This window comes from Fredinandcohnia quinoae, from assembly GCF_022427965.1.
Classification (GTDB): Bacteria; Bacillota; Bacilli; order Bacillales; family Bacillaceae_L; genus Ferdinandcohnia; species Ferdinandcohnia quinoae.
On record NZ_JAKTTI010000010.1, the window covers coordinates 80790 to 107272 of the forward strand.

Annotated in this window: 30 protein-coding genes; 12 read left to right on the forward strand and 18 right to left on the reverse strand. The window is 36.3% G+C overall.

All coding sequences use genetic code 11. The features are described 5' to 3' along the window. Positions 1 to 97 precede the first annotated feature (97 nt). Positions 98 to 1687 carry a phosphoenolpyruvate carboxykinase (ATP) gene (gene pckA / locus MJG50_RS08750; protein ID WP_240254825.1) on the forward strand — a complete coding sequence of 530 codons (1590 nt, stop codon included), beginning with the start codon at positions 98 to 100 and terminating at the stop codon, positions 1685 to 1687. 36 nt (positions 1688 to 1723) lie between these two features. On the opposite strand, the gene MJG50_RS08755 is transcribed toward pckA, so the two are convergent. After that, positions 1724 to 2515: an alpha/beta hydrolase family protein gene (locus MJG50_RS08755; protein ID WP_240254827.1), complete on the reverse strand. Its 792-nt coding sequence runs from the start codon at positions 2513 to 2515 to the stop codon at positions 1724 to 1726. Between the two features lie 127 nt (positions 2516 to 2642). On the opposite strand from MJG50_RS08755, the gene MJG50_RS08760 reads away from it, so the two are divergent. The 3 genes from MJG50_RS08760 to MJG50_RS08770 are packed head-to-tail and all read left to right on the forward strand — an operon-like array spanning position 2643 to position 5213. Next, complete coding sequence (locus MJG50_RS08760; protein WP_240254829.1) at positions 2643 to 3626, forward strand: ABC transporter substrate-binding protein; 984 nt, start codon at positions 2643 to 2645, stop codon at positions 3624 to 3626. 11 nt (positions 3627 to 3637) lie between these two features. Continuing rightward, the gene (locus tag MJG50_RS08765; protein WP_240254831.1) at positions 3638 to 4417 is read left to right on the forward strand and encodes an ABC transporter ATP-binding protein; all 780 of its coding nucleotides are present in this window, start codon (positions 3638 to 3640) and stop codon (positions 4415 to 4417) included. Further along, entirely contained in the window at positions 4395 to 5213 is an 819-nt protein-coding gene (locus MJG50_RS08770) for an ABC transporter permease (RefSeq protein ID WP_240254833.1), read from the forward strand. The genes MJG50_RS08765 and MJG50_RS08770 overlap by 23 nt, the downstream gene beginning before the upstream one ends. A 15-nt stretch (positions 5214 to 5228) precedes the next feature. Here MJG50_RS08770 and MJG50_RS08775 read toward each other — a convergent pair whose 3' ends face one another. From MJG50_RS08775 to MJG50_RS08785, 3 genes are all read right to left on the reverse strand, one after another. Next, complete coding sequence (locus MJG50_RS08775) at positions 5229 to 6527, reverse strand: sensor domain-containing protein (protein WP_240254844.1); 1299 nt, start codon at positions 6525 to 6527, stop codon at positions 5229 to 5231. A gap of 145 nt (positions 6528 to 6672) precedes the next feature. Then, a complete protein-coding gene (ytkD, locus tag MJG50_RS08780; protein WP_240254846.1) occupies positions 6673 to 7167 on the reverse strand; it encodes an RNA deprotection pyrophosphohydrolase in 495 nt (164 codons plus the stop codon). Between the two features lie 134 nt (positions 7168 to 7301). Beyond that, positions 7302 to 7619 carry a hydrolase gene (locus MJG50_RS08785; RefSeq protein ID WP_240254896.1) on the reverse strand — a complete coding sequence of 106 codons (318 nt, stop codon included), beginning with the start codon at positions 7617 to 7619 and terminating at the stop codon, positions 7302 to 7304. A 165-nt stretch (positions 7620 to 7784) separates the two neighbouring features. Here MJG50_RS08785 and MJG50_RS08790 point away from each other — a divergent pair, with 165 nt between their 5' ends. Further along, positions 7785 to 8054 carry a DUF6154 family protein gene (locus tag MJG50_RS08790; RefSeq protein WP_240254848.1) on the forward strand — a complete coding sequence of 90 codons (270 nt, stop codon included), beginning with the start codon at positions 7785 to 7787 and terminating at the stop codon, positions 8052 to 8054. Positions 8055 to 8085: 31 nt separating this feature from the next. Here the strand turns inward: MJG50_RS08790 and MJG50_RS08795 are convergent, their stop codons facing one another. After that, positions 8086 to 8280, reverse strand: coding sequence for a polyribonucleotide nucleotidyltransferase (locus MJG50_RS08795; protein WP_240254850.1), 195 nt, complete (start codon positions 8278 to 8280; stop codon positions 8086 to 8088). A gap of 96 nt (positions 8281 to 8376) precedes the next feature. Further along, a complete protein-coding gene (locus tag MJG50_RS08800; RefSeq protein ID WP_240254851.1) occupies positions 8377 to 8817 on the reverse strand; it encodes a Dps family protein in 441 nt (146 codons plus the stop codon). Between the two features lie 181 nt (positions 8818 to 8998). On the opposite strand from MJG50_RS08800, the gene ytzI reads away from it, so the two are divergent. Beyond that, a complete protein-coding gene (gene ytzI, locus MJG50_RS08805; protein WP_240254852.1) occupies positions 8999 to 9160 on the forward strand; it encodes a YtzI protein in 162 nt (53 codons plus the stop codon). Positions 9161 to 9231: 71 nt separating this feature from the next. On the opposite strand, the gene MJG50_RS08810 is transcribed toward ytzI, so the two are convergent. Continuing rightward, entirely contained in the window at positions 9232 to 9705 is a 474-nt protein-coding gene (locus MJG50_RS08810; protein WP_240254854.1) for an S-ribosylhomocysteine lyase, read from the reverse strand. Between the two features lie 128 nt (positions 9706 to 9833). Between MJG50_RS08810 and yidD the strand changes: the two genes are divergently transcribed. After that, entirely contained in the window at positions 9834 to 10073 is a 240-nt protein-coding gene (yidD, locus tag MJG50_RS08815; RefSeq protein WP_240254856.1) for a membrane protein insertion efficiency factor YidD, read from the forward strand. Between the two features lie 31 nt (positions 10074 to 10104). On the opposite strand, the gene MJG50_RS08820 is transcribed toward yidD, so the two are convergent. Further along, complete coding sequence (locus tag MJG50_RS08820) at positions 10105 to 10662, reverse strand: beta-class carbonic anhydrase (protein WP_240254858.1); 558 nt, start codon at positions 10660 to 10662, stop codon at positions 10105 to 10107. Positions 10663 to 10871: 209 nt separating this feature from the next. On the opposite strand from MJG50_RS08820, the gene MJG50_RS08825 reads away from it, so the two are divergent. The 3 genes from MJG50_RS08825 (at position 10872) to MJG50_RS08835 (ending at position 12840) form a co-directional block, all read left to right on the forward strand. Further along, positions 10872 to 11822 (forward strand): metal ABC transporter substrate-binding protein, encoded by a 951-nt coding sequence (locus MJG50_RS08825; protein ID WP_240254860.1) that lies wholly within the window; start codon positions 10872 to 10874, stop codon positions 11820 to 11822. A gap of 106 nt (positions 11823 to 11928) precedes the next feature. Beyond that, entirely contained in the window at positions 11929 to 12084 is a 156-nt protein-coding gene (locus MJG50_RS08830) for a DUF1540 domain-containing protein (RefSeq protein WP_240254862.1), read from the forward strand. 261 nt (positions 12085 to 12345) lie between these two features. Next, positions 12346 to 12840: a PCYCGC domain-containing protein gene (locus MJG50_RS08835; RefSeq protein WP_240254864.1), complete on the forward strand. Its 495-nt coding sequence runs from the start codon at positions 12346 to 12348 to the stop codon at positions 12838 to 12840. A 77-nt stretch (positions 12841 to 12917) separates the two neighbouring features. On the opposite strand, the gene MJG50_RS08840 is transcribed toward MJG50_RS08835, so the two are convergent. From MJG50_RS08840 to MJG50_RS08885, 10 genes are all read right to left on the reverse strand, one after another. Next, positions 12918 to 13733 (reverse strand): ZIP family metal transporter, encoded by an 816-nt coding sequence (locus tag MJG50_RS08840; RefSeq protein WP_240254866.1) that lies wholly within the window; start codon positions 13731 to 13733, stop codon positions 12918 to 12920. 179 nt (positions 13734 to 13912) lie between these two features. After that, on the reverse strand, positions 13913 to 14845 hold the full coding sequence (locus MJG50_RS08845; RefSeq protein WP_240254867.1) for a metal ABC transporter substrate-binding protein: 933 nt from the start codon (positions 14843 to 14845) through the stop codon (positions 13913 to 13915). A 20-nt stretch (positions 14846 to 14865) separates the two neighbouring features. Next, positions 14866 to 15723 carry a metal ABC transporter permease gene (locus MJG50_RS08850; RefSeq protein WP_240254869.1) on the reverse strand — a complete coding sequence of 286 codons (858 nt, stop codon included), beginning with the start codon at positions 15721 to 15723 and terminating at the stop codon, positions 14866 to 14868. Further along, positions 15723 to 16466, reverse strand: coding sequence for a metal ABC transporter ATP-binding protein (locus MJG50_RS08855; RefSeq protein WP_240254871.1), 744 nt, complete (start codon positions 16464 to 16466; stop codon positions 15723 to 15725). Before MJG50_RS08855 ends, MJG50_RS08850 begins: the two co-directional genes overlap by 1 nt. A 172-nt stretch (positions 16467 to 16638) precedes the next feature. Further along, positions 16639 to 17739 (reverse strand): o-succinylbenzoate synthase, encoded by a 1101-nt coding sequence (menC, locus tag MJG50_RS08860; RefSeq protein WP_240254873.1) that lies wholly within the window; start codon positions 17737 to 17739, stop codon positions 16639 to 16641. Between the two features lie 6 nt (positions 17740 to 17745). Continuing rightward, positions 17746 to 19212: an o-succinylbenzoate--CoA ligase gene (locus MJG50_RS08865; protein ID WP_240254875.1), complete on the reverse strand. Its 1467-nt coding sequence runs from the start codon at positions 19210 to 19212 to the stop codon at positions 17746 to 17748. A 164-nt stretch (positions 19213 to 19376) separates the two neighbouring features. Beyond that, a complete protein-coding gene (menB, locus tag MJG50_RS08870) occupies positions 19377 to 20195 on the reverse strand; it encodes a 1,4-dihydroxy-2-naphthoyl-CoA synthase (RefSeq protein WP_240254883.1) in 819 nt (272 codons plus the stop codon). 50 nt (positions 20196 to 20245) lie between these two features. Beyond that, the gene (menH, locus tag MJG50_RS08875) at positions 20246 to 21055 is read right to left on the reverse strand and encodes a 2-succinyl-6-hydroxy-2,4-cyclohexadiene-1-carboxylate synthase (protein WP_240254898.1); all 810 of its coding nucleotides are present in this window, start codon (positions 21053 to 21055) and stop codon (positions 20246 to 20248) included. Further along, positions 21036 to 22814, reverse strand: coding sequence for a 2-succinyl-5-enolpyruvyl-6-hydroxy-3-cyclohexene-1-carboxylic-acid synthase (menD, locus tag MJG50_RS08880; RefSeq protein ID WP_240254885.1), 1779 nt, complete (start codon positions 22812 to 22814; stop codon positions 21036 to 21038). Before menD ends, menH begins: the two co-directional genes overlap by 20 nt. Continuing rightward, complete coding sequence (locus MJG50_RS08885) at positions 22798 to 24204, reverse strand: isochorismate synthase (RefSeq protein ID WP_345893226.1); 1407 nt, start codon at positions 24202 to 24204, stop codon at positions 22798 to 22800. Before MJG50_RS08885 ends, menD begins: the two co-directional genes overlap by 17 nt. 358 nt (positions 24205 to 24562) lie before the next feature. On the opposite strand from MJG50_RS08885, the gene MJG50_RS08890 reads away from it, so the two are divergent. Continuing rightward, the gene (locus MJG50_RS08890; protein WP_240254889.1) at positions 24563 to 25498 is read left to right on the forward strand and encodes a 1,4-dihydroxy-2-naphthoate polyprenyltransferase; all 936 of its coding nucleotides are present in this window, start codon (positions 24563 to 24565) and stop codon (positions 25496 to 25498) included. A gap of 173 nt (positions 25499 to 25671) precedes the next feature. Further along, positions 25672 to 26439: a TraR/DksA C4-type zinc finger protein gene (locus MJG50_RS08895; RefSeq protein ID WP_240254890.1), complete on the forward strand. Its 768-nt coding sequence runs from the start codon at positions 25672 to 25674 to the stop codon at positions 26437 to 26439. Positions 26440 to 26483: the final 44 nt, after the last annotated feature.

Sequence of the window (26483 nt, forward strand, 5' to 3'; positions counted from 1 at the left end):
CGATAAATAGTATAGACTATTTCAATCAATGTGTTATACTAATTATATTATTTCTTTTAATAACTATACAATAACTTGATAAAGGATGGTTTTTTACATGAATTCAGTTGAAGTTTCAAGTGAATTACTAACAGATTTATTAAAAGGTGAAAACGTATTCAAAAACCTATCTGTTCCCGGTTTAGTTGAAAAAGTGTTGAATCGAAAAGAAGGAATTCTCACTTCGACTGGTGCTGTACGTGCTACAACAGGTAAATATACGGGAAGATCTCCGAAGGATAAATATATTGTAGAGGACTTTTCAACAAAAGACAAAATTGATTGGGGTTCAGTTAATGAGCCTATATCAGAGACTGTTTTTGATAACTTATACTCTAAAGTAATTGATTACTTAAAAAATAAAGATGAGCTATTTGTATTTAATGGATATGCTGGGGCAGATAAAAAAGTACGCATGCCTATTCAGGTAATAAATGAGTACGCCTGGCATAGCCTTTTTGCTCACCAACTATTTATTCGTCCAACTGAAGAAGAGCTTTTATCACATGAAGCTGAATTCACTGTTATTTCTGCACCAACCTTTAAAGCAAATCCAGAAATAGATGGAACTCATTCCGAAACATTTATTATTATATCATTTGAAAAACGTACAGTCCTTATTGGTGGAACTGAATATGCGGGGGAAATGAAAAAATCAATCTTTTCAGTAATGAACTATGTACTGCCTGAAAATAATATCCTTTCCATGCATTGTTCAGCAAATGTAGGGCAAGAAGGTGATGTCGCTCTGTTCTTCGGTTTATCTGGGACTGGAAAAACAACACTTTCAGCAGATCCTAAGCGCCGTCTGATAGGTGATGACGAGCATGGTTGGTCAAGCTCTGGAGTATTCAATATTGAGGGTGGCTGTTATGCGAAATGCATTAATCTATCCCGTGAAAAGGAGCCACAAATTTTCGATGCAATTCGCTTCGGATCTGTGCTAGAAAATGTAGTTATTGATGAACATACAAGAATTGCTAATTATGATGATGGGACATTAACTGAAAATACAAGAGCTGCATACCAAATTGATAATATCGATAATATTGTCATTCCAAGTATTGCAGGACATCCAAATACGATTGTATTCTTAACTGCTGATGCATTTGGAGTATTGCCTCCAATTAGTAAGTTAACAAAAGAACAGGCGATGTATCATTTCTTAAGTGGATATACGAGTAAACTAGCTGGAACTGAACGTGGGATTACTTCACCACAGGCCACCTTCTCAACATGCTTCGGTTCACCATTCTTACCTCTTCCTGCAACTGTATATGCAGAAATGCTAGGTAGAAAAATTGATGAGCATGATGTTCAAGTATTCCTTGTGAACACAGGGTGGACTGGAGGAGAATATGGTGTAGGAAACCGTATGAAGCTTTCATACACACGAGCAATGGTTCAAGCTGCATTAGAGGGCGAACTTAATCATGTCGAAACTGTTAAAAATGACATATTCGGTTTAGAAATTCCAATTCATATAGCTGGTGTACCAGACGATGTTCTTCAACCTTCAAAAACATGGGCAGACCAAAGCACTTACTATGTAAAAGCAAAAGAACTAGCCATGAAATTTAAAGAAAACTTTAAAAAATTCAAAGACGTACCAACAGAAATCGAAAAACTTGGCGGACCTAGAATATAAGTATGATTTGAGAGCAGCTCCATGCTGCTCTCTTTTTTACCTTTCAGGCCGATTCTTCATCCATTCTGTAAGTCGCTTCACGGTATTGCGGTTTTCAGCTGGTGGGAAGTAATGGGTAAACTCTGGAAAATACCAACTCTCAACCTTCTTATTAATTTCCTTTAATCGCTTTTCAAGCCGATACGCATGCTCGACTGATACATTATGATCCCTTTCACCATGAATAATAAGTACGGGCGCTTCAAGCTTTTCAAGCTCATATAATGGGGTTCTCCAACGATAACGATCAGGAAATTTTGTAGGTGTCCCTCCAATAACCCGCTTCATCATTTTTCGCAAATCCTTTCGTTCAACATATGTTAGTGTTAAATCACTAACACCACCCCAGGTAACAACTGAACAAACCATCGGCTCATGAATACCTGTTAACAAAGCCATGATTCCACCACGTGAAAATCCAAACACATGAATACGTTTTGGCTTTGTTTTTTCTTGCTCCTCTAGTACCCGTATTGCTGCAAACGCATCATCTCGATCATGGCCCCCAAAATCTTCATTTCCTTCCCCACCTTGATTACCCCGATAAAAAGGTGCCATCACTACAAATCCTTCTGAAGCAAATTGAATGATCCTTCCAACTCGCACCTTTCCAACATTTTTAATCCCACCACGTAAATATAAAAATCCATCATAACTCCCATATGCCTTTGGTTCTGCTAAAAATCCCTTTACCTTTAAACCTTTACTTATGTATGTAATTAAAAATAAATTTATCGTTGGATTAGGTGAGGGAAAACTCTGCTTGTTAATGATTGTTCCATCTTTCATTTTTTTAACACCTTTCAAAATTAATATCGAAAAAATAGGCTATCACACATTTTTGTCACGTTTCATACTCTATCTTAGTGAAAAAAATATATCGCTGACAGTACACCTGTCAAGGAGGAATGTTCAAATGCGTTATTTACTTAGTTTATTAGCTCTGATGCTTATTATCCCACTTGCAGCTTGTAATAATGACAAGATTCAAACAATAAAAGTTGCTGAGGTTACTCGATCCGTATTCTATGCACCACAATATGTTGCACTTACAGAGGGATTTTTTGAGGATGAGGGACTTAAGGTTGAATTAACAACCGTTCCTGGTGGAGATAAAACGATGACTGCCCTTATATCAGGTGGAGCGGATGTAGCCTTGGTTGGCTCTGAAACATCCATTTACGTCGAGGCACAAGGCTCAACAGACCCTGTCATTAATTTTGCTGCTCTTACACAAACAGATGGCACATTCCTAGTTGCAAGAGAAAAGATTGATAACTTCAGCTGGGATTTATTAAAAGATAGTACATTTCTAGGTCAACGTAAAGGCGGTATGCCACAAATGGTTGGTGAATTTGTCTTAAAAAAGAATGATATTGATCCACATAATGATTTGAATCTGATTCAAAATATTGACTTTGCGAACATTTCAAGTGCTTTTGCCTCCGGTACAGGAGAATTTGTTCAATTATTTGAACCTACTGCTAGTCTATTTGAAAAAGAAGGCAGAGGCTATATTGTCGCATCATTTGGAGAAGAATCTGGTAAAGTTCCTTATACTACTTTCATGACGAAACAAAGCACGATTAAGGATGACCCAGAAATGGTTGAAAAATTCACAAAAGCCGTGTACAAAGCACAACAATGGGTGGAATCTCATAGCGCTGAAGAAATTGCGGAATCGGTTAAGGAATACTTCCCTGATACACCGATTGATCTAATCACTTCATCAATAGAACGTTATAAAAAACAAGGATCCTATGCTTCAAACCCTGTATTGAGCGAGGAAGCATGGAATAATCTTCAAGACATTATGGATGAAGCCGGTGAACTTCCAAAACGAATCGACTACGGCACACTTGTAAATACAGATATCGCGGAAAAAGTAATCTCAAAATAGGAGCTGTTTCTATGAGTTTTTTGAAGATTGAAGACGTACATCATGTATACTTTTCAAAAGATTCGACAACAACAGCGCTTGAAAATATTTCACTTGCAATCGAGGAGGGAGAATTTATCTCCTTTCTTGGTCCAAGTGGATGTGGGAAAACGACATTGTTGTCAATCATCGCAGGGTTATTTAAACCCACAGAAGGAAAGGTCGAGATTGATGGGAAATTAGTTGATAAAGCTAGGTCATATATTGGCTATATGCTTCAACAGGATTATTTATTTCCATGGAAGACGATTGAGGAGAATATTCTCGTTGGATTACAAATAATGAAAAACGAAACAGAGCAAACAAAAAAAGATACACTTGCCCTGTTAGAAGAAATCGGATTAAAAGGTGTAGAATCATTTTATCCAAAACAGCTTTCAGGTGGAATGAGGCAAAGAGCTGCATTAGTACGCACTTTAGCTACAAATCCGAAAATCCTACTACTTGATGAACCATTTTCAGCATTGGACTATCAAACGAAATTAAAACTAGAAGATCTTGTTCAAGAGACTTTACGGGAATATCAGAAGACTGCATTACTTGTCACACATGATATTGGCGAGGCAATTGCGATGAGCGACCGAATCTTTCTACTTTCATCGAAGCCCGGAAGGATTGCTAAAACGTTTGAGGTTCCGACCGAACTTAGAGAACTTACTCCTTTCAATGTCCGTCAACACCCTGCTTATTCTCACCTATTCCAAGAAATATGGAAGGAGCTGGACCAACTTGAAGCAAAACTTAAACATTGAACTCCTTCATAAAAAGTATTTATCGGCAATAAAAAGAGAAAAAAGACTAGTACGATTCTATCAAATTATAATTTTTATTACCTTTTTTGGATTATGGGAACTAGCAAGTCATTTCCAATGGATTGATCCATTAATTTTCAGTTCTCCCTCGAAAATTTGGTCACTTTTCTTAACAAAAACTGCTGATGGCTCTTTATTTTCTAATTTAGGAGTCACATTATTTGAAACTGTTCTTGGCTTTATTCTAGGAACATTATTAGGTACCATTATCGCAGCTATTCTATGGTGGTCTGACCGACTTTCAAATATACTTGACCCTTATCTAGTTATTATGAATGCAATGCCAAAGGTAGCACTTGGACCTATATTAATCGTGGCATTGGGAACTGGATACACATCAATCATTGCGATGGGGACGATTATCTCTGTCATTATCACAACCATTGTTGTCTATACTGCCTTCAAGGAAGTAGACCAAAATTATTTGAAGGTGCTCCAAACTTTTGGTGCAAATCGTTCTCAGACATTTAAGGAAGCAGTTCTCCCCGCTTCATTTCCAGCAATTATATCAACATTGAAGGTCAATGTAGGATTATCCTGGGTTGGGGTAATTGTTGGTGAGTTTCTCGTTTCTCGGCAAGGACTTGGTTACTTGATTATTTACGGTTTCCAAGTATTTAATTTTACCCTTGTCCTACTAAGCCTCCTTATGATTGCTATTTGTGCAACATTAATGTATCAAGGAGTAGAATGGCTTGAAAGAAAACTAATAAAAAGCTCTTCTAGTTCAAACTAGAGAGCTTCTTTATTGTTAGCATTTCCTTATTGTAAACAAATTTCTGCCTGATTCTTTTGCTTCATATAGGGCTAAGTCTGCTTCCTTTAATAACGATGATACAGTTGCTCCTTCTTTTGGTGCAATTACTACACCCATGCTTGTTGTGACTTCTAAGACCAAATCATTAATATGCCAAGGTTCTCGAATTGCTTTTTGAATTTTCTCCGCACGTTCAACTGCATTATCACAATCTTCAACATCCCTCATAAGTATTACAAATTCATCTCCACCAAGACGTGCCACAATATCTTGATCCTGAATATTTTTTCTAATTCTATTCCCAAATTCTACAATAACTGCATCTCCAACATCGTGCCCCATTGTGTCATTAATGCTTTTGAAGTGATCAATATCGGTCATGATAACCGCAAGTTCCGTCAATTTTTCATGACTATTTTCTAATACTTTTTCCAAGCAGTTTTTAAAATAGCGACGGTTTGGTAGCTCTGTCAATGAATCATGAAAAGCAAAATAATTAAGTCTTGATTCATATTCTTTTTGAAGTGAAATATCAATTGTAACGACAACAATGTGTATGAATTCACCCAGATCATCAAAGACTGGTGTTCCATGTGACTCACACCAAATCATTTTTCCTTTTTTATTTTGTTGTTTTATCTGTAATTTGAAAGGAGTACCATCATTCATTGACAGTGAAAGTGCCTTTTCTAATTCATTTATATAATCAGGGTGAACATTATGGAAAAATAATCTCCCAATGTACTCTTGACTGTCAAATCCTAAAACATCCTTATATGAAGGGGAAGCATATATAATCTCTCCCTTGTTATCAAGTAATGTAATCAAATCCTGGGAATTTTCAGCAATGATTCGAAATCGCTTTTCACTTTCAAGCAGCCTTTCCCAATACTCTTTTATTTCAAACTGTCCCCACTTTTTTTCAGTAATATCGTTAGCCAATAAGATAATATGAGTACACTTCTTTAATTGGTCAAAAATAGGGTTTAATGTTATTTCATAATAAAACTTCTCACCAAATGGTGATTCTATAAATTGTTCATATTTTACACAATCCTGACTAGTAACAACCTCTTTGCAATTTTCATATAAAATGCTTGCTTTTTCTTTTGGAAAAATATCCTGAATTGATTGACCTAATACACTTTGAGACATGCCCGACTTTTCCATCGCAGTGCGGTTCAAGAAGTCCACATAAAAATCAGAGTTTTCTCCAACCCTAATAATATATACAATTTCTTTTATGCCTTCCATAAGCACTCTTTGAAAATTTAAATCAAAAGTTCCAGCCATATTTCATCACATCCTCCGTGTATACGCCATCATAGTATTATAGAAAAATATATTATACATTTTTGAATACCATTTCAAGTAGTAGATATTTCATATTTATTTCGAGGCAAAAAAACCATTCACATCTTTCATCGTAAATGGTTTTTCAATCCAGAAGTATTTTTTTATTTTCTATGTATTGATGTACGTAAGCTAGACTATATCTTAACACATCATCTTTCATAATAAAGCTATATTTGCGATCTTTTGGAATGGTTACCAAGGGAATTGTCGTAAGCAGGACCGGACCTTTTGTTTCATAATAAGTGGATTGTGGTAAGAGCTCATCAATCACTGCATAGTAAATATTTTTTACGATTGTTTTTCCTTTACCAAAAACCTTATACTGGCCAATATACTGTAAGTTTTTTATCTTGCCGCCTGTCTCCTCACTTACCTCACGGATTGCAGCTTCCTCAGGAGTTTCCCCATCTTCTACCTTTCCACCTGGGAATTCTAATCCCCTTTCTCGATGGTTTGTTAAAAGCCATTGATTTTGTAATTTACATAAGACCCACACATGCTTAGGTTTATTCGAAAAAGGATTTTTTGTAAAAGATAAGTTTACTTCATTTTGATATGCATCCTGAAAAACGATCATTGTAGCCTTACTCCCTATATGTTTGTTCAAAAAGGAGGATGAACCAAACTTTTTGAACATCCTCTATCATTTATTTTTTCTTATCATATCACATCAAAAAGAATAAGGTCACTTCATTGAAGAAATGACCTATATTATTCCAATATTCCCTCTGAACGAATATGCTCTCTTGCCTCTTCATCCCCTAAATCATATATCATTTGAAATACCTTTTGCATAGTACCGTCATAGGCATCATTATCTGGATCATGATGGTATTCACGAAATGGAATATGTGCGCGTACGAACGTTCCTATTTCATTTCCATAATTATTAGTAAACAAACTCCGCAACTGGTTAATCTCATCATCAGTTGCTTCGATTTTATATTCATAGGAGGATGCAGATTTCACTTGAGAAATCTCTCCACTTCCTACTGCAATATAATATGTTTTTTTCGGTTGACCCACTATTTTCACCCCTTATGAAGTTCTGCTAGTTAACTTATCTTTTTCTTCATCAGATAAAAATATTCCACTAACTCAAAAATAGTGATAACCTATTATTAATCTTATTAAAGTTCGTATCATTTTTTAATGCAACCCATATACTAATTTGCAAGCACTTGAGAAAAGGGGATGAAAAAAGTGAAGCTTATTGATGATTTATATAAAACATATCGCGATAAATTAACGGGTGATGAAGAGGATGCAGATATCATTGCCTTTTCAGTTCTTGAGCAATTAAATCGTGAAGATGTGCTTGATTTAATTGCTGAGTTAAGTGATCAAGAATTATATAATCTTGTTGGTTTTTATATGATCGAAAATTTAAAAGCAAAAATGGCCCGCGATGGGATTGGCCACGCTAAAATGTTAACAGTTGATCAAATGAAAACAATCCATTAAAAAAAGCTGAACTAAGTCAGCTTATGCATATCTACCCTGAAATATCAACGCTTTTTCCAAGAGTAGGATGTGGAGCGGATGTACCCGCTTTTGCTGAGGAATTAAAATCCTCAAGCATAACTACAGCCTGAGCAGCCTGTGTTGCCATTTGGCTTTTAAGAAGATTCATACTTAATGTTCTTTGAAGCTCTAGTACATTATTAGACATAATACTACTAATATTCATTTTAATCCCTCCTAACTCAGTATAACGTAATACCTGAATAGTTACTATTTAAAATGAATCCTCCTACCGATTAAGTAGGAGGCCTAAAAATTGATATTATTTTCCTAAGAATGATTTTAGCATCCAAATATGCTTTTCCAAACCTTGATGAATCGAAAGTAGCATATCAGCAGTTGTTTCATCATCTACTTCTCCCGCTACCTTCATTCCCTCTTTTAATTCACCTGTTAAGATTGAAAAATCATTACTGATTGTTTCAACCATCTGTTCTGCACTTTCATCACCATTTGCTTCTCTGATTGAAGATACTTCCAAAATTTCTTGCATTCTCGCTACTGGTTTTCCACCTAGCGCTAATAATCGCTCCGCTAATTCATCAATATGAAGTGCTGCTTCATTATAGAATTCTTCAAATTTGACATGAAGCGTGAAAAACTGCTGGCCCTTTACAAACCAATGATAATTATGTAGCTTAATGTACAACACACTCCAGTTAGCAATCTGCTTGTTAACAATTTCTGTTAATTGTGTAGACATCAAAATCTCCTCCTTATTTTTTAATGTACCCCCATTTCATCATACCAAAACATCCATTTTTTATAAGTTTTAAGTAGAAAGGTTCATACATTTGTAAAAATTGAGGAACTACGGGTATTTTTATACTTTTTACGTTATGTACCATGTTAAAATGGAGAAAAGAATTAAGTAGGAGGAAAACATGTTAACGATATTAATTATCTCGTTCATAATTGTTATTATCGTGCTTTTATTAGCTGTGGTTACAACTTCAAAAGCATATCAATTTAAACATACCGTTGATCAATTTGGAGATAACACACATCTTGAGGAGCAAACCAAGGTTGAAACGAATAAAAAATAATGATTGCAAAGGAATACGGACGTTAGTATGATTTTCACATAAAAACCTCACAAAAGTGAGGTTTTTATTACTTATCCAAATACTTTTTGAAGGTCTTCTTTAGACTGCTCTAACCAGAAACGCATTAAGCGCTTTGCCCCTTCAAGGTCATGTAGCTTCGCTTGGCCACACTGCTTTTCATTAGCCGCCGGTACTATAGTAATTTCAAGTGATTCTTTCATCGTATCTTCTAAAGTATCGATAATTTCACTCACTGTCGGCTCCCCACTAACAACTAAATAGTAGCCTGTTTGACAACCCATTGGTGAGATATCGATTATATCAAAGTGATCATATTTTTCAGAGTGCTTCCGAATATTAATTGCTAATAAATGCTCGAGTGTATGAATCACATCTGGTTTCATTGCTTGTTTATTGGGCTGGCAAAAGCGAATATCAAATTTATTAACTACGCCGTCACTACCTACCTTATGGACACCACAATGTCTCACATAAGGGGCTTTTACCGCGTTATGGTCTAGTTCAAAGCTTTCTACTGATGGCATTAAAATCACTCCTTTTAATTATGTACTATTCTATCATAACGTGAATTCAGATTTGTTTCATCAATTTAATTTAAAAGTAAAAAATGCTATAGTATAAGTATTCTTATAAGAAGGAAGTAAATATCGTAATGAAATCAGTATTTATCGGGATTATACGATTTTATCAAAAATTCATTTCACCGTTAAAACCACCAACCTGTCGATTTTATCCGACCTGTTCACATTACGGACTTGAAGCGATTAAACGCTTTGGTGCGATTAAAGGAGGATGGCTTACGATTAAAAGAATTAGTAAATGTCATCCGCTTCATCCTGGCGGAATCGATTTTGTTCCAGAGAAAAACGAGGCAAAAGAGCATCAAAAGTGATGATTTTATAGCCTCGTCTCCTTATTATTTTTTAATACCCGTTTACAACAACATCAAGCTTACCGGTCCCAGGATCAATAACGAGACCATGAACTGGAACATTTGCGGGTAATAATGGGTGATTGTTCACCATGTTCACGCTATGCTTTACACTTTCCTCGACACTCTCGAAACCATAAAACCATTTATTAAGATCAAGACCCGAATTTTTTATCGTATCAATTTTATCTTGAGATACCCCTCTATCAACGACTTTCTTTAAAATCTCTTTAGAATTAATATTACTCATTCCACAATCATGGTGCCCTACAATACAAACCTCATCTGCATTCAACTCATAGACAGCGACGAGGATACTACGCATCACACTTCCAAAAGGGTGAGTAACAATAGCCCCAGCGTTTTTTACAAGCTTCACATCACCATTTTTAAAATTCATTGCTTTTGGCAGTAATTCAGTTAATCGGGTATCCATACATGTTACAATTACCATTCTCTTATTTGGAAGGTTGGTTGTTCGGTATTTTTCATATTCTTTTGATTCAACGAAGGTTTCATTATGTTCCAAAATTTGATCTAATAAAGCCATCCTATCACCTTTTTCTATCAGATTTACTATTATCTTATCAAAAGATTTCATTGAAAGGAAAATATTTCATTGTAATTACGATAAAAACTGAATACTTGTGAATAAAATCGTTCAAATTTAAAATAATAATATCTTTTTGTTCTCAAATCGTAATTGTTACGATATAATGTCTTAGAACTTACATTCTTATAACACTGAAGGGAGATTATATGAAAGCTAAATTATATTTTGTACTATCAGTACTACTACTATGTTCTTTTCTAACTGCATGTGAGGCAGGTAAAAATGAAGATGAAAATAAAAGCAATAAACTAATGATATATACGACGGTATTTCCATTAACAGATTTTACGAAAAAAATAGGTGGTGACCATGTATTTGTAGAAAGTGTATACCCTCCTGGTTCTGATGCTCATTCATTTGAACCTACACCTAAGGAAATGACAGAAATTGCAGATGCTGATGCATTCATTTATACCGGTGTCGGGGTTGAAGGTTTTGTAACGACCGCACAAAAAACATTAAAAAATGAAAAAGTAAAACTGATCGAAGCTGGGAAAAACATTGAATATCATCATTCAGATGAAGGTGATCACGCTCATGAGGATGAGGATAATCATGATCATCATAAACATGGTGATATTGATCCCCATGTATGGCTAGATCCAGTTCTTTCGATAACACTTGCTGAAAATATAAAAGAAGCATTAAGTGACTTGCATCCAGAATTTAAGGATGAATTCGAACAAAATTTTCAAAGCCTAAAAATTGATTTAGAAAAATTAGATCAGGAATTCAAACAAATAGTTGATCGTTCCAAAACAAAGGAAATTCTTGTAGCTCATGCTGCATATGGGTATTGGGAAGAACGATATGGTATCGAACAGAATAGCATAACCGGCTTATCACCTTCCGAAGAACCCTCTCAAAAAGAACTTAAAGAAATTATTGAATGGTCCAAAGAGCATGAAATTAACTATGTTATTTTTGAGAAAAATGTTACATCAAAAATTGCCAAGGTCATTCAAAATGAAATTGGAGTTAAAAGTCTTACACTCCATAATTTAGAATCAATTACAGAAAAGGAAACAAAAAATAATGAAGATTATTTTAGCTTAATGCGTAAAAATAGTGAAACCTTAAAGAAGGCTTTAAACTAATATCCCATTAATTACTTATCTTACAAGTAACTGGCTGTATGCACCGCTCATGTAAGGGGAAAATAATTGTGCTAGACCCATATCATATTGAGAGAGGTGTAGTAAATTGGCACAAGATGTTCTTTGTGAGGTTAATAATTGTCATTATTGGAAATCAGGAAATAAATGTGCAGCAGATGCCATCTACGTGGTAAGTCATTCAGGCAGTACGGCATCAGAGCAAAGTGAAACAGATTGTAAAACATTTACCCCAGAAGAGTAAACCTAAACAGATTAGGACAACTGATACTCGTGTTATCAGTTGTCCTTTTTATGTATTCTGCTCCCAACCCCATGTTGTTAAATGCCTTCCGGATTTACCTTCACAGCGCTGGTTATTCATTCGAATAAAATGCTTGTTCAGTTAAATTCGGAAGGCTTACTTAATATGTGACTTTTCTATGACAAAGTCAGCAAAAAATTGCTATATCACCTATTTCTTGTTATTTTAAATTCATACAATATTTGTGAAGGGATGTACTTTATGAAAATAAAAAGTGTATTACTAAGTTTATTTTTACTATCAAGTATGATTATTAGCGGGTGTTCAAGCGATACTGATTCTTCACATAAAGATGAGCAGCACGATGATCAAGCAGCACAACTAGGTGATATTCGCGAAGAAACGGAGTCTATAGAAGATTTACCTGCTTTCTTAGCTAAATTCCCAGAAGAAATGTCAGTTATTTATACAGCTGCTGCAGAAAATCAAGAGCTATTAGAAAGTATGCCTTGTTATTGTGGGTGTGGCGATTCTGTTGGTCATAAAGATAATTATGATTGCTTTGTTTTTGATAATAAAAAAGATGGCTCCCTTGTCTGGGATGACCATGGCACAAAATGTAATGTCTGCTTAGAAATTGCTGCAAAATCAATCAAGGAATATCAAGATGGAAAATCAATCAAAGAAATTCGAACAATGATTGATGAACAATATAAAGAAGGATATGCGAACCCAACTCCAACTCCAGAGGTATAATAAAAAACGCTGTAGCTAGACATTTATACGAAAGGGAGCAGCTAATAAAATGCTGCTCCCCTTTTAATTCGACATTACTATCCTAATGCCACATCTAAAATCATCATTACAGCAAAGCCAATCATTAAACTGATTGATGCAAGATCTGTATTTCCCTCTTCCTGCGAGCCTGGGATAACCTCTTCTGCTACTACAAATATCATCGCACCCGCTGCAAAGCTTAATGCATATGGCAATAACGGTTCAATATAAATAACAGATGCTGCCCCAATCACTGCTGCAATTGGCTCAACTAATCCAGAGAATTGACCATATACAAAGCTTTTTTTACGGGACATGCCATCTCGTCTTAATGGCATGGACACTGCAACACCCTCAGGCAAATTTTGAATACCGATTCCAATCGCTAATGCAATGGCACCAGTTAACGTTGCCGATTCAAACCCCGCAGCTACAGCGCCGAAGGCAACCCCAACCGCAAGACCTTCAGGAATATTATGCATCGTGATTGCAAGAACCAGCAATGTACTCCTTCTCTTTTTCATTGGGTGGATACCTTCTGCACTTTCCATTGGCTTATTTGGGTGAACATGTGGCAAGAGCTTATCGACAAGCAGTAGGAAGAGTCCCCCTAATAGAAATCCAATAGCTGGTGGAGCCCATTTTGGTAATGCACCACCATCAGACATTTCGATAGCTGGCGCAAGAAGTGACCAATAGCTTGCTGCGATCATGACTCCACCCGCAAAACCTAACATACTATCTAAGAATTTTTGGTTCACGTTTTTAGTTGTAAACACCAAAGCCGCACCTAAAGCTGTCATCCCATATGTAAATAAGCTACCGATAAGAGCTTGATTTACAGGGGAAAGACTGGCAAACCAATCAAACATAATATTATTCCCTCCATTTGATACATCGATTACTATTCTTTTATTTAGATTAATGATAAATTATGCACTTTAAATTAATCAAAAACTAATATAATTAACTATTATTATATCTAATATAGCCACTATTGGTTCATTTATTTTAGAGGGCCCATACGTCAAAAATATATCGCATTCCAATTTTATTGTGATAATCCTTCTAATATCGTATTTATATTCCATTCCATCATCGAAATATACGAATCACCGTCTTCACCAGGAGGAGCTAACGAATCAGTAAATACTTTTCCCATTATCGGTGTATCAGTCTCAGCAGAAACAGCTTCCATACTGCGTGCATCAATACTCGTTTCTACAAATAAACCTTTAATTTTCTCTTCGCGAATGATGTCTACAATTCTTGTGATTTGATCAGGTGTACCTTGATTCTCTTGGTTGATTTCCCAAATATACTCACCTTTAAACCCATATGCCTCACTAAAATATTTGAAAGCACCTTCACTTGTTACAAGTATCCGTTGTTCTTCAGGGAGCTTATTAAATTTCTCAACTGCATATTCATGAAGTTCTTTAAGCTTTGTAATATATTCATCGGCATTTTTTTTATAAGTATCTGCATGATCTGGGTCAACCTTTATGAGACCATCTCTTGCATTTTCAGCATATATAATTCCATTCTCTATATTTAACCAGGCATGAGGGTCTTCCTCCCCTTCCTTCCCTTTCGTCGTTAAATATTTTTCTTTAACCCCTTTACTCATTTGAAAGATAGGTGCATCTTTGCCATTCTTTCCGGCAGTCTCCATCAAATTATCAAACCATGCATTACCCGCTTCTAGATTAAGTCCATTATAAAAAACGGCATCAGCATCTGTTGTTTTTTGAACATCAAGTGGCAGTGGATCATATTCATGAGGATTCGATCCGATTGGTGCTAGGCTATGGATTTCAACTAAGTCTCCACCTACATTTTTGACAATATCATAGACAATTGAATACGTAGTAACAACTTGGACTTTACCATCTGAATTTGAACTCGTGCTTTTTTCATTACATGCACTCAGTAAAAATACTGCAAAAATGGATAGTAGTATGAACAGCATACTTTTTTTCATTCTTTGTTACCCTCCTCTTTCTATACTAAAGCAGATTTTTTCCGCTTCGCTTTCACCGTCTTCCAGATTAGTCCATGCCTTGGGGAAAATAGGAAAACTAAAATAAATATGGCTGTAGCTGCAAGAACAATGGCTGCACCGGATGCTAAGTTGTAAGTAAAACTAAAGTACAAACCAGTTATTGATGAAATCACACCTATTCCTGCAGCCAGAAAAACCATCACCCATAGACGTTCTGTTAACAGGTATGCAGCAGCTGCTGGTGTAATCAACATCGCAACAACTAAGACAATTCCTACAGTCTGAAGGGAAGCAACCGTCACCATTGTAAGCAATGTCATTAGAAAATAATGAATGAAACGTGTTGGTAATCCATAGGCAGCCGCCATTGTTGAATCAAATGATGTAACCAACAATTCCTTAAAAAATAAATTGACAGCCGTTAATACAATAATTCCAGTTCCTAATGTAATCCACATATCAGATAATCTGACAGCCAATACATTACCGAATAAAATATGATACAAATCTGTACTGCTTTTCAGCATCGTAATGATGATGATCCCTGATGCAAATGCTGCTGTGAATACGATACCGATTGAAGTATCGTGCTTAATTCGGCTATGTTGAGTAACAAATCCAATCCCTATCGCTGTTAGTAATCCTGTAAAAACAGCACCGAAAAAGAAATTAATGCCTAGCATATATGAGATCGCTACACCTGGTAATACTGCATGTGAAATCGCATCCCCCATTAGAGCCATTCCTCTAAGGATGATAAAACAGCCGATTACCCCACAAATGATTCCGACCATAATTGATGTTAATAACGCCTTTTGTAAAAATCCGTACTGAATAATCGCTTCAATAAAAGACATTATATGGTCACCCCGATTTCCTTCATGAATGCAAACTGACCTTTATAGGCCTTTTCAATAACCCCAGGCTGGAATACTTCCTTAACCGTTCCATAGCTGATTAATTCTTTGTTTAATAAAATCAATTCATCGAAATAATCATTTGCTTTACTTAAGTCATGGTGGACTACAATAACTGTCTTATTCTGATTACAGATTTCTTTTAGGATGTTGACTATCGTTTCTTCACTAGAAGCGTCAACCCCTACAAATGGTTCATCCAGAAAAAAGAGATCTGCTTTTTGCGCGAGTGCTCTTGCCAAAAATACACGTTGCTGTTGCCCACCAGATAATTCACCAATTTGTCTTTTACTAAACTCCTGCATCCCGACTCTTTCAAGACATTGAATAGCCCATTCTTTTTCTTTTTTCTTTGGTCGCTGGAATACTTTTAAATGTGGATATGTGCCAATTAGTACAGTATCAAGAACCGTGATCGGAAAATCCCAATCTATATCATTTCGCTGTGGGACATATGCAATTTTTTTTCTTACTTCTTTAATTGGCCGCCCTAGAACTTTTATTTCCCCTTTATCTTTTGGTATTAAATTTAACATCGCTTTTAAAAATGTTGACTTACCTGCCCCATTGGGACCAATAATCCCAACCAATTTACCAGCCTCAACCGAGAGGCTCACTCCTTTAACAGCTTCATTTCCATAATACGAAACATGCAAATCATGAATTGAGATTGCTGAAGTCATATTTATTCCTCTCCCTATTTTTCTTATAAGCTATTTTTATGCATGAACGATAAAAAGTTTCCTTAGTACAAAATTTAATCCCTAAGAAAACATTTGTCAATTCTTTTGTTTCGACAAAGTTAGAATGTTTTACGAAATTAAAAAAAGCCGGGAATTTAATTTTCCCGACTTCTTAAAATACCTTTTTCATTTTTGTTAGTTGTTGTATTCGTATCCGATCTACTTCAAACCCAATTCCAGCTTCTTTAGGAACATGAATGTACCCATTTTCTACTATAACTTCTGGCTTAATAACATCCTGCGACCAATATCGTGATGAGGCGGATATATCACCTGGGATTGTAAAGCCTGGAAGACTTGCAAGTGCAATATTATGAGCTCTTGAAATTCCTGTCTCAAGCATCCCGCCACACCATACAGGAATATGGTGCTCCAAACAAAGATTATGGATTTTAATCGCTTCAGAAATCCCTCCTACCCTGCCAATTTTAAGATTGATTACCCGACAGCTTCCCATTTCAATCGCCTTGCGAGCATCTTCATAGGTTACAATACTCTCGTCTAAGCAAACTGGAGTCATTATTTCTTTTTGCAATTTCGCATGGTCAATAATATCATCTGCAGCAAGTGGCTGTTCAATCATCATTAACTTGAACTCATCTAGTGCTCTTAATCTCTCAATATCTTCTAGTGTGTAAGCTGAGTTTGCATCAACCATTAATGAAAGATCAGGATAAACTTTTCTAATTTCTTTAAGTATCTCATAATCCTGGCCGGGTTTTATTTTTATTTTAACCCTCTTATACCCTTCATCAATATGTACTTGTATTTTTCCAAGCATTCTCTCAAACGTATCAATACTTACTACGACACCTGATTCAATTTTATCCTTCGTTCCACCAATAGCATTTGAAAGTGATATACCTTGGACTTTTGCATACAAGTCCCAAATTGCTATTTCAAGGCCAGCCTTCGCCATCTGATTTCGTTTCACAGATTGGAAGCGACTTTGTAGTTCATTTGGATGCTCAATTTCTTCATACAGTAGACTTTTCACAAAAAAGTCTTCAATTATATGCCAACTAGTCTTAATTGTTTCCTCCGTATACCATGGGGAAGAAAAAGCAACAACCTCTCCCCAACCAACCAAACCGTCATAATCTTCTACCTCTACTAAAATGCTCTCACGAAAGTCCACCTTTCCCAGACTAGATACAAAAGGCGAAAGTAGTCTCTGTTCAATAAGGTGAAGTGTTATCTTTTTTATTTTCATATGTCCTCAACCTTCTATAAGTTCGATTAACTTTCTTCTCAATAATTTATTTGATGCGTTTCTTGGTAGAGTGTCTACAATATAAATAGATTTTGGTATTTTATAGCGGGCTAGTTTTCCTTCACAAAAATAGATGACATCATCTGTATTCAAAATTCCTTCTTCAGCTAGTTTTATAAAAGCAATTGGCACCTGCCCCCATTGCTTGTCTTCAACACCAGTTACACCCGCTTCTGTAATATGTGGATGTGATAGTAATATAGCTTCGATTTCAGCAGGATACACATTTTCGCCACCTGATATAATTAAGTCTGATCTCCGGTCCTGAACAAAAAGAAAGCCCTCATCATCGACATAGCCAATATCCCCTGTATATAACCATCCGTCCTTTATTGCTTCAGATGTTGCATCAGGTCTGTTAAAATACCCAATTGATACATTAGGCCCCTTGACAACAATTTCCCCACTTTCATTTGGTTCAGCAATAATACCGTCTCGTTCAATCTTGATTTGGACAGGAAATAACGGTTTCCCTGCCGAACCTAATTTCGAAATACTATATTCGGGTGAAAGAGTGACTACCTGTGATGCTGTTTCAGTCATTCCGTATGTTTGGAAGACAGGTATTTGATGCTCAATACACGCTTCCAATAGTGGTTTCGGTGCAGGTCCTCCTCCTAGCAGCGCACATCGAAAGCTTTTCGGATATGTTCGACCTGCTAACTCCTCAATCATTCTTGTCAGTGTCACACTAACAACTGAAACAATTGTTACCCCATACTTCATAATTGCATCATTGGCTTTCTTCGCATCAAAGCCTTCGTGGATAACAGCTGTAATACCATAAATAACACTTTTATATAATATGGAAAGTCCACTTATATGAAAAAAAGGAACGATGGCTAACCATCGATCATCCTGATGCAGCCCTAGATTTAAGCTTGAACCAATCGCACTCCACCAATGGTTCCCATATGATTGCATAACACCCTTTGGTTGACCAGTTGTTCCAGAAGTATACATGATTGTATCGGTCTTCTCTATGGAGAATGTTTTTTCAACCTCAAAAGCTTTTTCAGGCAATGAAGGCATATCTTCAATAAATAATCTATTTTTATCAAAATGAATGGTTTTTTCATGAAAGGATGCCTCTGTAATTAACATATTTGTTTTAGAATCAATTAGCTGCCATTCAATTTCTTGATTTGAAAGCTTTGTATTAAGGAGAACGGTAATGACTCCAATATATTTTAAGGCATGGATGACTTCAATCATTTCAATGCTGTTTTTCATTAAAATGGCCACAACATCATTCTTTTTTACACCAGCATATGTTAATTGATTTGCTTTTTTTAGGGCATGATTATGTAATTGTAGAAAAGTAATTTCCTTAGTTTCTGTTTTTATTGCGATTCGATCTGGTGTTAAAAAAGCTCGTTGCTCTAACCAATTTGGAATTTCTGTAGTTGTCATTTATAAAACCCCTTGTCCACCATTTATAAAGAAAACTCGGCGATTGCAGAGCCTTTTAGGCGACAGCAGAGCCGTAGTTGCACTTATTCGGATAAGAAAGTTTATACTTTCTTATCCGTTGAAAAAAAAGCTTGATGAAAGGATCTCATCAAGCTGTCTTTGTATTAAGGAAAACGTGGGAATTGACCGAAGTCTGGCTTGCGTTTTTCCTTGAACGCATCACGGCCTTCCTTCGCTTCATCAGTTGTGTAATACAATAATGTAGCATCTCCAGCCATTTGTTGTAGACCTGCTAACCCATCTGTATCAGCATTCATAGCAGCTTTGATAAAACGTAGTGCAGTTGGACTCTTCTCAAGCATTTCTTCACACCATTTAATCGTTTCAGCTTCTAATTGGTCAAGAGGAACAACAGTATTTACTAATCCCATGTCTAGAGCTTCTTGTGCATTATATTGACGGCATAGGAACCAAATTTCACGTGCTTTTTTATGTCCGATAATACGAGCTAAGTAACCTGAACCATAACCTGCATCAAAGCTACCAACCTTCGGACCTGTTTGCCCAAAAATTGCATTATCTGCTGCAATCGTCAAATCACAAACAACATGTAATACATGTCCCCCACCAATTGCATAACCAGAAACCATAGCAATTACTGGTTTTGGAATAACACGAATTAATCTTTGCAGATCCAGTACATTTAGACGAGGAATTTGGTCTTCACCAACATATCCACCATGTCCACGTACCTTTTGATCTCCACCTGAACAAAATGCTTCATCACCTGCACCTGCAAGTACGATAACACCAATATTAGAGTCATCCCTTGCATATGCAAAAGCATCATACATTTCAGTTACTGTTTTCGGGGTAAATGCATTACGCACTTCTGGACGGTTAATTGTAATCTTTGCGATTCCGTTATATGTTTCATACAAAATCTCATCATATTTACGTTCAGCAATCCATTCTACTGTCATAAGCTTGTCCTCCTTATATGTATTTTAATATGTATTGTATTGATCAGATATTAATGACCATTTACAAACTCACTTACTATTTTACCAAAAAACTTTGGATTCTCCACATGAATTGCATGTCCTGCTCCATTAATTTCTATCTTTCTTGCATTTGGAAGTTGATTTTTCATACTTTCAGCAATCTTACAGAACTTTTCATCAAGCTGCCCACATAATAAAAGTGTAGGTATCTCCAGTTGACTTAAATGTCCCCAGTATGAGTCTTGAGCACCTGTTCCCATTCCTCGCAAGCTATTTGCCAAGCCTATATTTGAATTACTTAATCTACCATTTCGTATAGCAAATTGAGTTTCTAGTGGCAGCTTTTTTTGCGAAGAAAATAACGGGATATTCTCCCAATAATGAACAAACTGCTCAATATCTTCCTTCTCAATTTTCATAGCAAGTTTTTCATCAGCATGTCTTCTAGTCTTTCTATCTTCCTCAGTTTGTAAACCAGGGGAACTGCTTTCTAGAATAAGCTTCGAAATTCTATTTTGATAGAGGGTGGCGATTGCGATTGCCAGTCTTCCCCCCATTGAATAACCAACTAAATTAATGGTCTTTATTTTCAATGAATCAAGTATCGACAATATATCACATGCTACTTTTTGGATTTCATACCGCTTATAATCACTAGGGCTGTCTGTCATGCCATGGCCAATAATATCAATAAGGATGCATTGGAAATCCGATTGAAGGATTGAAACAATTTGCTTCCAACTCTTACTGCTGCCAGTGAACCCATGCAAAAAGAGTAGTGGCTCTCCCTCTCCTACTATTTCTACATAGTAATCGATTTCATTCGCTTCTATAAGCATTTCCATATTCCTTTTTAATCAATTCATTTATTTCCCGGGAAACTTTACTCCACATTTTTCTGTGGATTGCGACATTTTCCTTCCGATCGGTTTTCACTTCAACTACAGATAGTCCTTTTGATGTAATGGAGTTATTAATTGCGGTTCTGAAGCCCTCCCAGTTTTTAACACGATTAAATGTTCCACCATACATGTTGACTACATGCTCATAATCAAGTCCAATCGGTGTTCCGAATAATGCTTCAAAATGCTTCTCTTCTGCTGATTGAGGTAGAAATGAGAATATTCCACCACCATCATTATTGATGATTACAATCGTTATGTCTAGATGATGTTGCTTAGCAGCAAGAAGCCCATTCAAATCATGATAAAAGGAAAGATCGCCTATTACTAAAATTGTATGGGGATTTTGCGAACTAACTCCAAGTGCAGTTGAAACGATACCATCAATTCCATTTGCCCCCCGGTTCCCCATTATTTTTAATTGTTTTTCATTATTAGTAAAAAATGTATCGAGATCACGAATCGGCATACTATTTCCAACAAATAATGTGGCATCTCTTGGAATAATCTCTTGGAGCTCAGTAAATACTCTTCCCTCAAATAAGCTTTGCTCATCTTCGATTGATGAACTACTTTCTTTTACGATGTTATTAATATGTACCCAAGTGTCGACCCAGTCAGATCGATCCTTTTCAGTGGTCATCTTTATTAACGTGTTACAAAACTCCACTTCATCACAGTAGACCATTTCTGTTGCAGTCAGAGTTGGTTCACGCCAACCCCCATCACCATCCACTACAATCTGTGTAGCCTTTGGTTGCTTTTGAATATATTGCATAAGTGCTTTAGATACTGGCATCGCCCCAAAACGAATAATCAGTTCTGGATTATACACATCACAGAATTCTGGATTACGAAGAATCGTATCATATCCATCAATAATAAGAGACTTTGAATGCTCCCCGCTTCTTAGCTGCGATAATGGGTCTGCTACGATTGGAAACTGTAATTTTTCTGCTAGCTGTGTGACTACATCGACAAATTCATGATCATCATGTGCACCACAAACAATAAGCCCTTTCGTAACATTTTTTACGATGCTTACAATATGGCCGATTTCGTCTTCATCGATTTTTGGTTTTCCCACTAAAATATTGACATGCTTTGTACGTTCTTGTCTACCTTGTCCCCAAAGGTTGTTCATTTCCAAGTTAGGGACTAACGGTTCACGAAATGGGAAATTCAAATGAACAGGACCTGCCGGGGCTGACATTGCCTTACCAGCAGCCCGTCCTGCAACCGTTCTAACATATTTAAGCATTTGCTCTGCATCTTCAGGAATAGCCATTTCAACAAACCACTTTGCAAAATTGCCATACAATTGATTTTGGTCAATGGCTTGAGGTGCACCGACATCGCGCAGCTCATGGGGCCTGTCCGCTGTTAATACAATTAATGGAATTCTTGCATTAAAAGCCTCTACAATTGCTGGGAAATAATTAGCGGCAGCCGTTCCAGACGTGCAAAGTATCGCAACTGGTTTTTGTTTCGCTTTTGCAACACCGAGTGCATAGAAAGCTGCTGAACGTTCATCAATATTAATTGTCACATTCATAGTAGGATGTTCTGCCATTAAGATAGCCATTGGTGTTGATCTTGATCCTGGGCTAATAATCACATCATTAACTCCAACACGTACCAATTCATCCACAAATGATGCAACATAACTAGTTAAAGTATTATTCGTCGACTTCATTAATTTTGCCTCCTAATGCAGACAGCATAGGTTTAAACTTAATATTTGTTTCATTGTATTCACTCTCTGGTTCAGAATCACCGACAATTCCACACCCAGCAAATAAATATGCCTCATTCCCTTGAAGAAGACCTGAACGAATAGCAACCGCAAATTCTCCATTATCATGTGCATCAATCCAACCGATTGGGCTACCATACCAGCCACGGTCAAGAAGCTCGAGTTCTCTAATCTTTTCAATCGCTTTTTGTTGTGGTTGCCCCCCTAAAGCTGGAGTAGGATGCAGCTTTTTCACCATTTCTAGTAGCGAAACACCATCCTTGGAACGACCACTTACAGGCGTGAATAGATGTTGGATATCTCGCATTTTATAGATTCCCGGTTCATTTGGGGAAGTAATTTCTGTGCAAGCTCCTTGCATTGCTTCCTTTATCATTTGAACGACTACATCATGTTCAACAAGGTTTTTTTGATCACTTAATAGCTCATTTGCTAAACTTTCATCCTCAGATTGGGTTTTTCCCCTCTTAATCGAACCGGCAAGGCATGTTGTTAAAAACTCATCCTTTTCCTTTTTAATCAATCTTTCAGGTGAAGCACCTATGAAACACGATTCCCCATTTTCAAATGCAAATAAATAACTCATCGGTTGCTGTTCTTTAAGATTAGCCAACACACTCTCAGTTTTTATTGATTGTGAGAATAACACCCTAATTTCTCTAGCTAATACAATTTTTTCAACTTCCCCATCACGGACATTTTTAGCGGCTTCTTTAACTGAATCCATCCATTTTACCGGTTCTATTTCTGTTTTTTCAAACGGAAATTCTTCGGTGCGAATCTGTATTTTTACAGCAGCGGTAAGGAGAGTATCTTCTATTAAATCTATTTCACATTCATTGTCCATGTCTTGTTGACATACGACATTTGTTGTTAACCACGTTTTTCCATCTATGATTGATAACATAAATAAAGGCAATACAAACTGAGCATCAGAAAAACGATCCCATAGGCCCGTTTTATCTTTCAATGGATCAAATGAAAAGCCCCCAAATAATAGCGGACCTGTTCCATACGGTGCATAGTTATCGACTACAATTTGATTTTTAATTAAGCGTTTCCAATCTGATTCTATCCGTCCAAATCGGTTTGTTGAACCATCATTTTTTATCGTATATGCTTTTCCTAATCCGACCATAATTGTTTGATTAGTTGGGTCTGCCCAAAAAGTACGTTCACCTAGATAATCCTTTTTCCCAGCATCAAAGAACAAAAGGGGGTCAATGTTCTTTATTTCTCTTACCCGACTAACGATGATTGGTGTAGACATTTCCTTCGAACGATTAATACCTTTTTGTATATAAGCTTTCATACTTCCTTGTTGAATCATAACCAAATCTAATCCCCCCGAAACCATTCCAACATGAATATTATGTTAATGTATGTTTTTTTCTAGTTTTATTATATCATTTGCTTTCATATAAGCCTTGATTATTTTAATTAGAAATTATTTTTTAATAATAATTTCTAATTTAACATACACCGCTAAAATTACAGTGTCAACAATCATGATTCTACCATATCAATACGCCTTATGACCACTTACTTCCTATATAATATATAGAGATCATTCTCTCTAATGTCTTTTGACACATAAAACCATTGACACCCCTATATCAATTCACTAAACTTTACTATGGACATACGTACACAATTTTACTGGTATATGGAAAGGAGAGAGTTAAATTATGCAACCTCAAATCCAACCAAAACATAAACTTTCTAATAAAAATGCAAATGATTTTCAAGTTTGGTGGAGATTAATGCGACCGCATACCCTTACAGCGGCATTCGTTCCAGTATTAATAGGAACAGCGCTAGCTTTTTTAGATACAAGCATTGATATTCCATTATTTCTTATCATGCTTCTAGCATGCTTATTAATTCAAGCTGCAACAAATATGATCAATGAATATTTCGATTATAAACGCGGTTTGGATCATGCTGAATCTGTTGGGATCGGTGGGACAATTGTACGAGACGGAATCAAGCCAAAGTTTATTTTGAACCTTGCCTTTTCCTTTTTTGGTTTCGCAACATTGCTTGGAGTTTATATTTGTATGAATAGCAGCTGGTGGTTAGCCCTTGTTGGAACCATTTGTATGGCTGTTGGCTATTTATACACTGGTGGACCATTCCCAATTGCGTATACACCTTTTGGGGAGCTTGCTTCAGGATTTTTTATGGGACTTATTATTATTTTAATATCCTTCTTTATTCAAACGGGGACCGTTACTTCAACAAGTATCCTTGTCTCCATTCCAATTATGATCTTAGTTGGAGCGATTAATTTATCAAATAATATCAGGGACTTAGATGGAGATAAAGAGAATGGTCGGAAGACATTAGCCATTTTAATTGGAAGAAATAATGCAATTAAGTTTTTAGCAGCTAATTTTATTTTTTCTTATGTGTGGACCGTTGTATTGGCTTTTACAGGTGTTGCACCGCTTTGGTCCCTGCTTGTATTATTAAGTATTCCAAAAGCCATTCAAGCAACAAAAGGATTTATCGGCAAATCGGAACCGATTCAGATGATGCCCGCTATGAAAGCAACAGCACAAACAAATACAATCTTCGGATTTTTATTATCAATTGGAATCTTTCTAAGCTACTATATCTAAACACGGTCTATTAGACCGTGTTTTTTACTTTTACCGTATTATTTACACAATGGTTATGTGTTAACTCTGCAGCTTACGTTTTTTATGATAAGAACAATTTTACAATTATGTTTTTGTTTTTTAAGCAAATAATAAGCACATGCCTACAATACATTTGGAAGGAGTGCTTGTATATGCTATCAAAGGAGCAATTATCAACCTTCCGTTCACAGTTGATAAAAGCAAAGCAAGGCGTTGAAGAACTATTAAAGAATAGCGACCATTACGACTTGGAAAATGCATCTGTTCATGAAACAATGGGGGAGTTATCTAATTACGATAATCATCCTGCTGATAACGGCTCTGCCCTATACGAAAGAGAGAAGGATATTGCCCTTAATGAACATTCAGAGGAAGAACTGAAGGAAATTAATTACGCCTTACAAGCAATTGAAAATGGTTCATATGGGAAGTGTGAAGAATGTGGCAAAGATATACCAATCGATCGACTAAAAGCCATTCCTACCACAACTTTTTGTATTGAACATAGCCCATCCCAAGTTACTTCCCATGTTCGACCAATTGAAGAGGAAATTTTATCACCTCCATGGGGGAAATTTGTATACGATGATCGGGATGCTGTCATGTTTGACGCTGAAGATTCTTGGCAGGATGTAGCAAGATATGGTACATCCGAATCGCCCTCTGACTTCGTTGATGCAGTTGATGATTACAATGAAACATATATCGAAGCAGATGAGCCAATAGGCTATGTTGAAGCTTATGAAAATTTTATTGGAACAGATATAGATGGAAAAAACATTACAATTTATCCAAATACGCAACATGAAATTTATGAAGATTCATTAGACGATGAAGGTTTAATGACCATTTGGGGGGATCTACCTCCATATGAGATCGATCCCTATACGGAAGAAGAAGCTGAAGAAGAAATCGAGTAGAGTGAACGAATCGGAATTTTGATTCGTTCGACCCTCTCACACCA

Excerpts from the sequence above, each read along its gene's own strand:
- pckA (WP_240254825.1), top strand. The coding sequence starts at position 98 with ATGAATTCAGTTGAAGTTTCAAGTGAATTACTAACAGATTTATTAAAA.
- MJG50_RS08755 (WP_240254827.1), bottom strand. The coding sequence starts at position 2,515 with ATGAAAGATGGAACAATCATTAACAAGCAGAGTTTTCCCTCACCTAAT.
- MJG50_RS08760 (WP_240254829.1), top strand. The coding sequence starts at position 2,643 with ATGCGTTATTTACTTAGTTTATTAGCTCTGATGCTTATTATCCCACTT.
- MJG50_RS08765 (WP_240254831.1), top strand. The coding sequence starts at position 3,638 with ATGAGTTTTTTGAAGATTGAAGACGTACATCATGTATACTTTTCAAAA.
- MJG50_RS08775 (WP_240254844.1), bottom strand. The coding sequence starts at position 6,527 with ATGGCTGGAACTTTTGATTTAAATTTTCAAAGAGTGCTTATGGAAGGC.
- ytkD (WP_240254846.1), bottom strand. The coding sequence starts at position 7,167 with ATGATCGTTTTTCAGGATGCATATCAAAATGAAGTAAACTTATCTTTT.
- MJG50_RS08790 (WP_240254848.1), top strand. The coding sequence starts at position 7,785 with ATGAAAAAAGTGAAGCTTATTGATGATTTATATAAAACATATCGCGAT.
- MJG50_RS08795 (WP_240254850.1), bottom strand. The coding sequence starts at position 8,280 with ATGAATATTAGTAGTATTATGTCTAATAATGTACTAGAGCTTCAAAGA.
- MJG50_RS08800 (WP_240254851.1), bottom strand. The coding sequence starts at position 8,817 with ATGTCTACACAATTAACAGAAATTGTTAACAAGCAGATTGCTAACTGG.
- ytzI (WP_240254852.1), top strand. The coding sequence starts at position 8,999 with ATGTTAACGATATTAATTATCTCGTTCATAATTGTTATTATCGTGCTT.
- MJG50_RS08810 (WP_240254854.1), bottom strand. The coding sequence starts at position 9,705 with ATGCCATCAGTAGAAAGCTTTGAACTAGACCATAACGCGGTAAAAGCC.
- yidD (WP_240254856.1), top strand. The coding sequence starts at position 9,834 with ATGAAATCAGTATTTATCGGGATTATACGATTTTATCAAAAATTCATT.
- MJG50_RS08820 (WP_240254858.1), bottom strand. The coding sequence starts at position 10,662 with ATGGCTTTATTAGATCAAATTTTGGAACATAATGAAACCTTCGTTGAA.
- MJG50_RS08825 (WP_240254860.1), top strand. The coding sequence starts at position 10,872 with ATGAAAGCTAAATTATATTTTGTACTATCAGTACTACTACTATGTTCT.
- MJG50_RS08835 (WP_240254864.1), top strand. The coding sequence starts at position 12,346 with ATGAAAATAAAAAGTGTATTACTAAGTTTATTTTTACTATCAAGTATG.
- MJG50_RS08840 (WP_240254866.1), bottom strand. The coding sequence starts at position 13,733 with ATGTTTGATTGGTTTGCCAGTCTTTCCCCTGTAAATCAAGCTCTTATC.
- MJG50_RS08845 (WP_240254867.1), bottom strand. The coding sequence starts at position 14,845 with ATGAAAAAAAGTATGCTGTTCATACTACTATCCATTTTTGCAGTATTT.
- MJG50_RS08850 (WP_240254869.1), bottom strand. The coding sequence starts at position 15,723 with ATGTCTTTTATTGAAGCGATTATTCAGTACGGATTTTTACAAAAGGCG.
- MJG50_RS08855 (WP_240254871.1), bottom strand. The coding sequence starts at position 16,466 with ATGACTTCAGCAATCTCAATTCATGATTTGCATGTTTCGTATTATGGA.
- menC (WP_240254873.1), bottom strand. The coding sequence starts at position 17,739 with ATGAAAATAAAAAAGATAACACTTCACCTTATTGAACAGAGACTACTT.
- MJG50_RS08865 (WP_240254875.1), bottom strand. The coding sequence starts at position 19,212 with ATGACAACTACAGAAATTCCAAATTGGTTAGAGCAACGAGCTTTTTTA.
- menB (WP_240254883.1), bottom strand. The coding sequence starts at position 20,195 with ATGACAGTAGAATGGATTGCTGAACGTAAATATGATGAGATTTTGTAT.
- menH (WP_240254898.1), bottom strand. The coding sequence starts at position 21,055 with ATGCTTATAGAAGCGAATGAAATCGATTACTATGTAGAAATAGTAGGA.
- menD (WP_240254885.1), bottom strand. The coding sequence starts at position 22,814 with ATGAAGTCGACGAATAATACTTTAACTAGTTATGTTGCATCATTTGTG.
- MJG50_RS08885 (WP_345893226.1), bottom strand. The coding sequence starts at position 24,204 with ATGATTCAACAAGGAAGTATGAAAGCTTATATACAAAAAGGTATTAAT.
- MJG50_RS08890 (WP_240254889.1), top strand. The coding sequence starts at position 24,563 with ATGCAACCTCAAATCCAACCAAAACATAAACTTTCTAATAAAAATGCA.
- MJG50_RS08895 (WP_240254890.1), top strand. The coding sequence starts at position 25,672 with ATGCTATCAAAGGAGCAATTATCAACCTTCCGTTCACAGTTGATAAAA.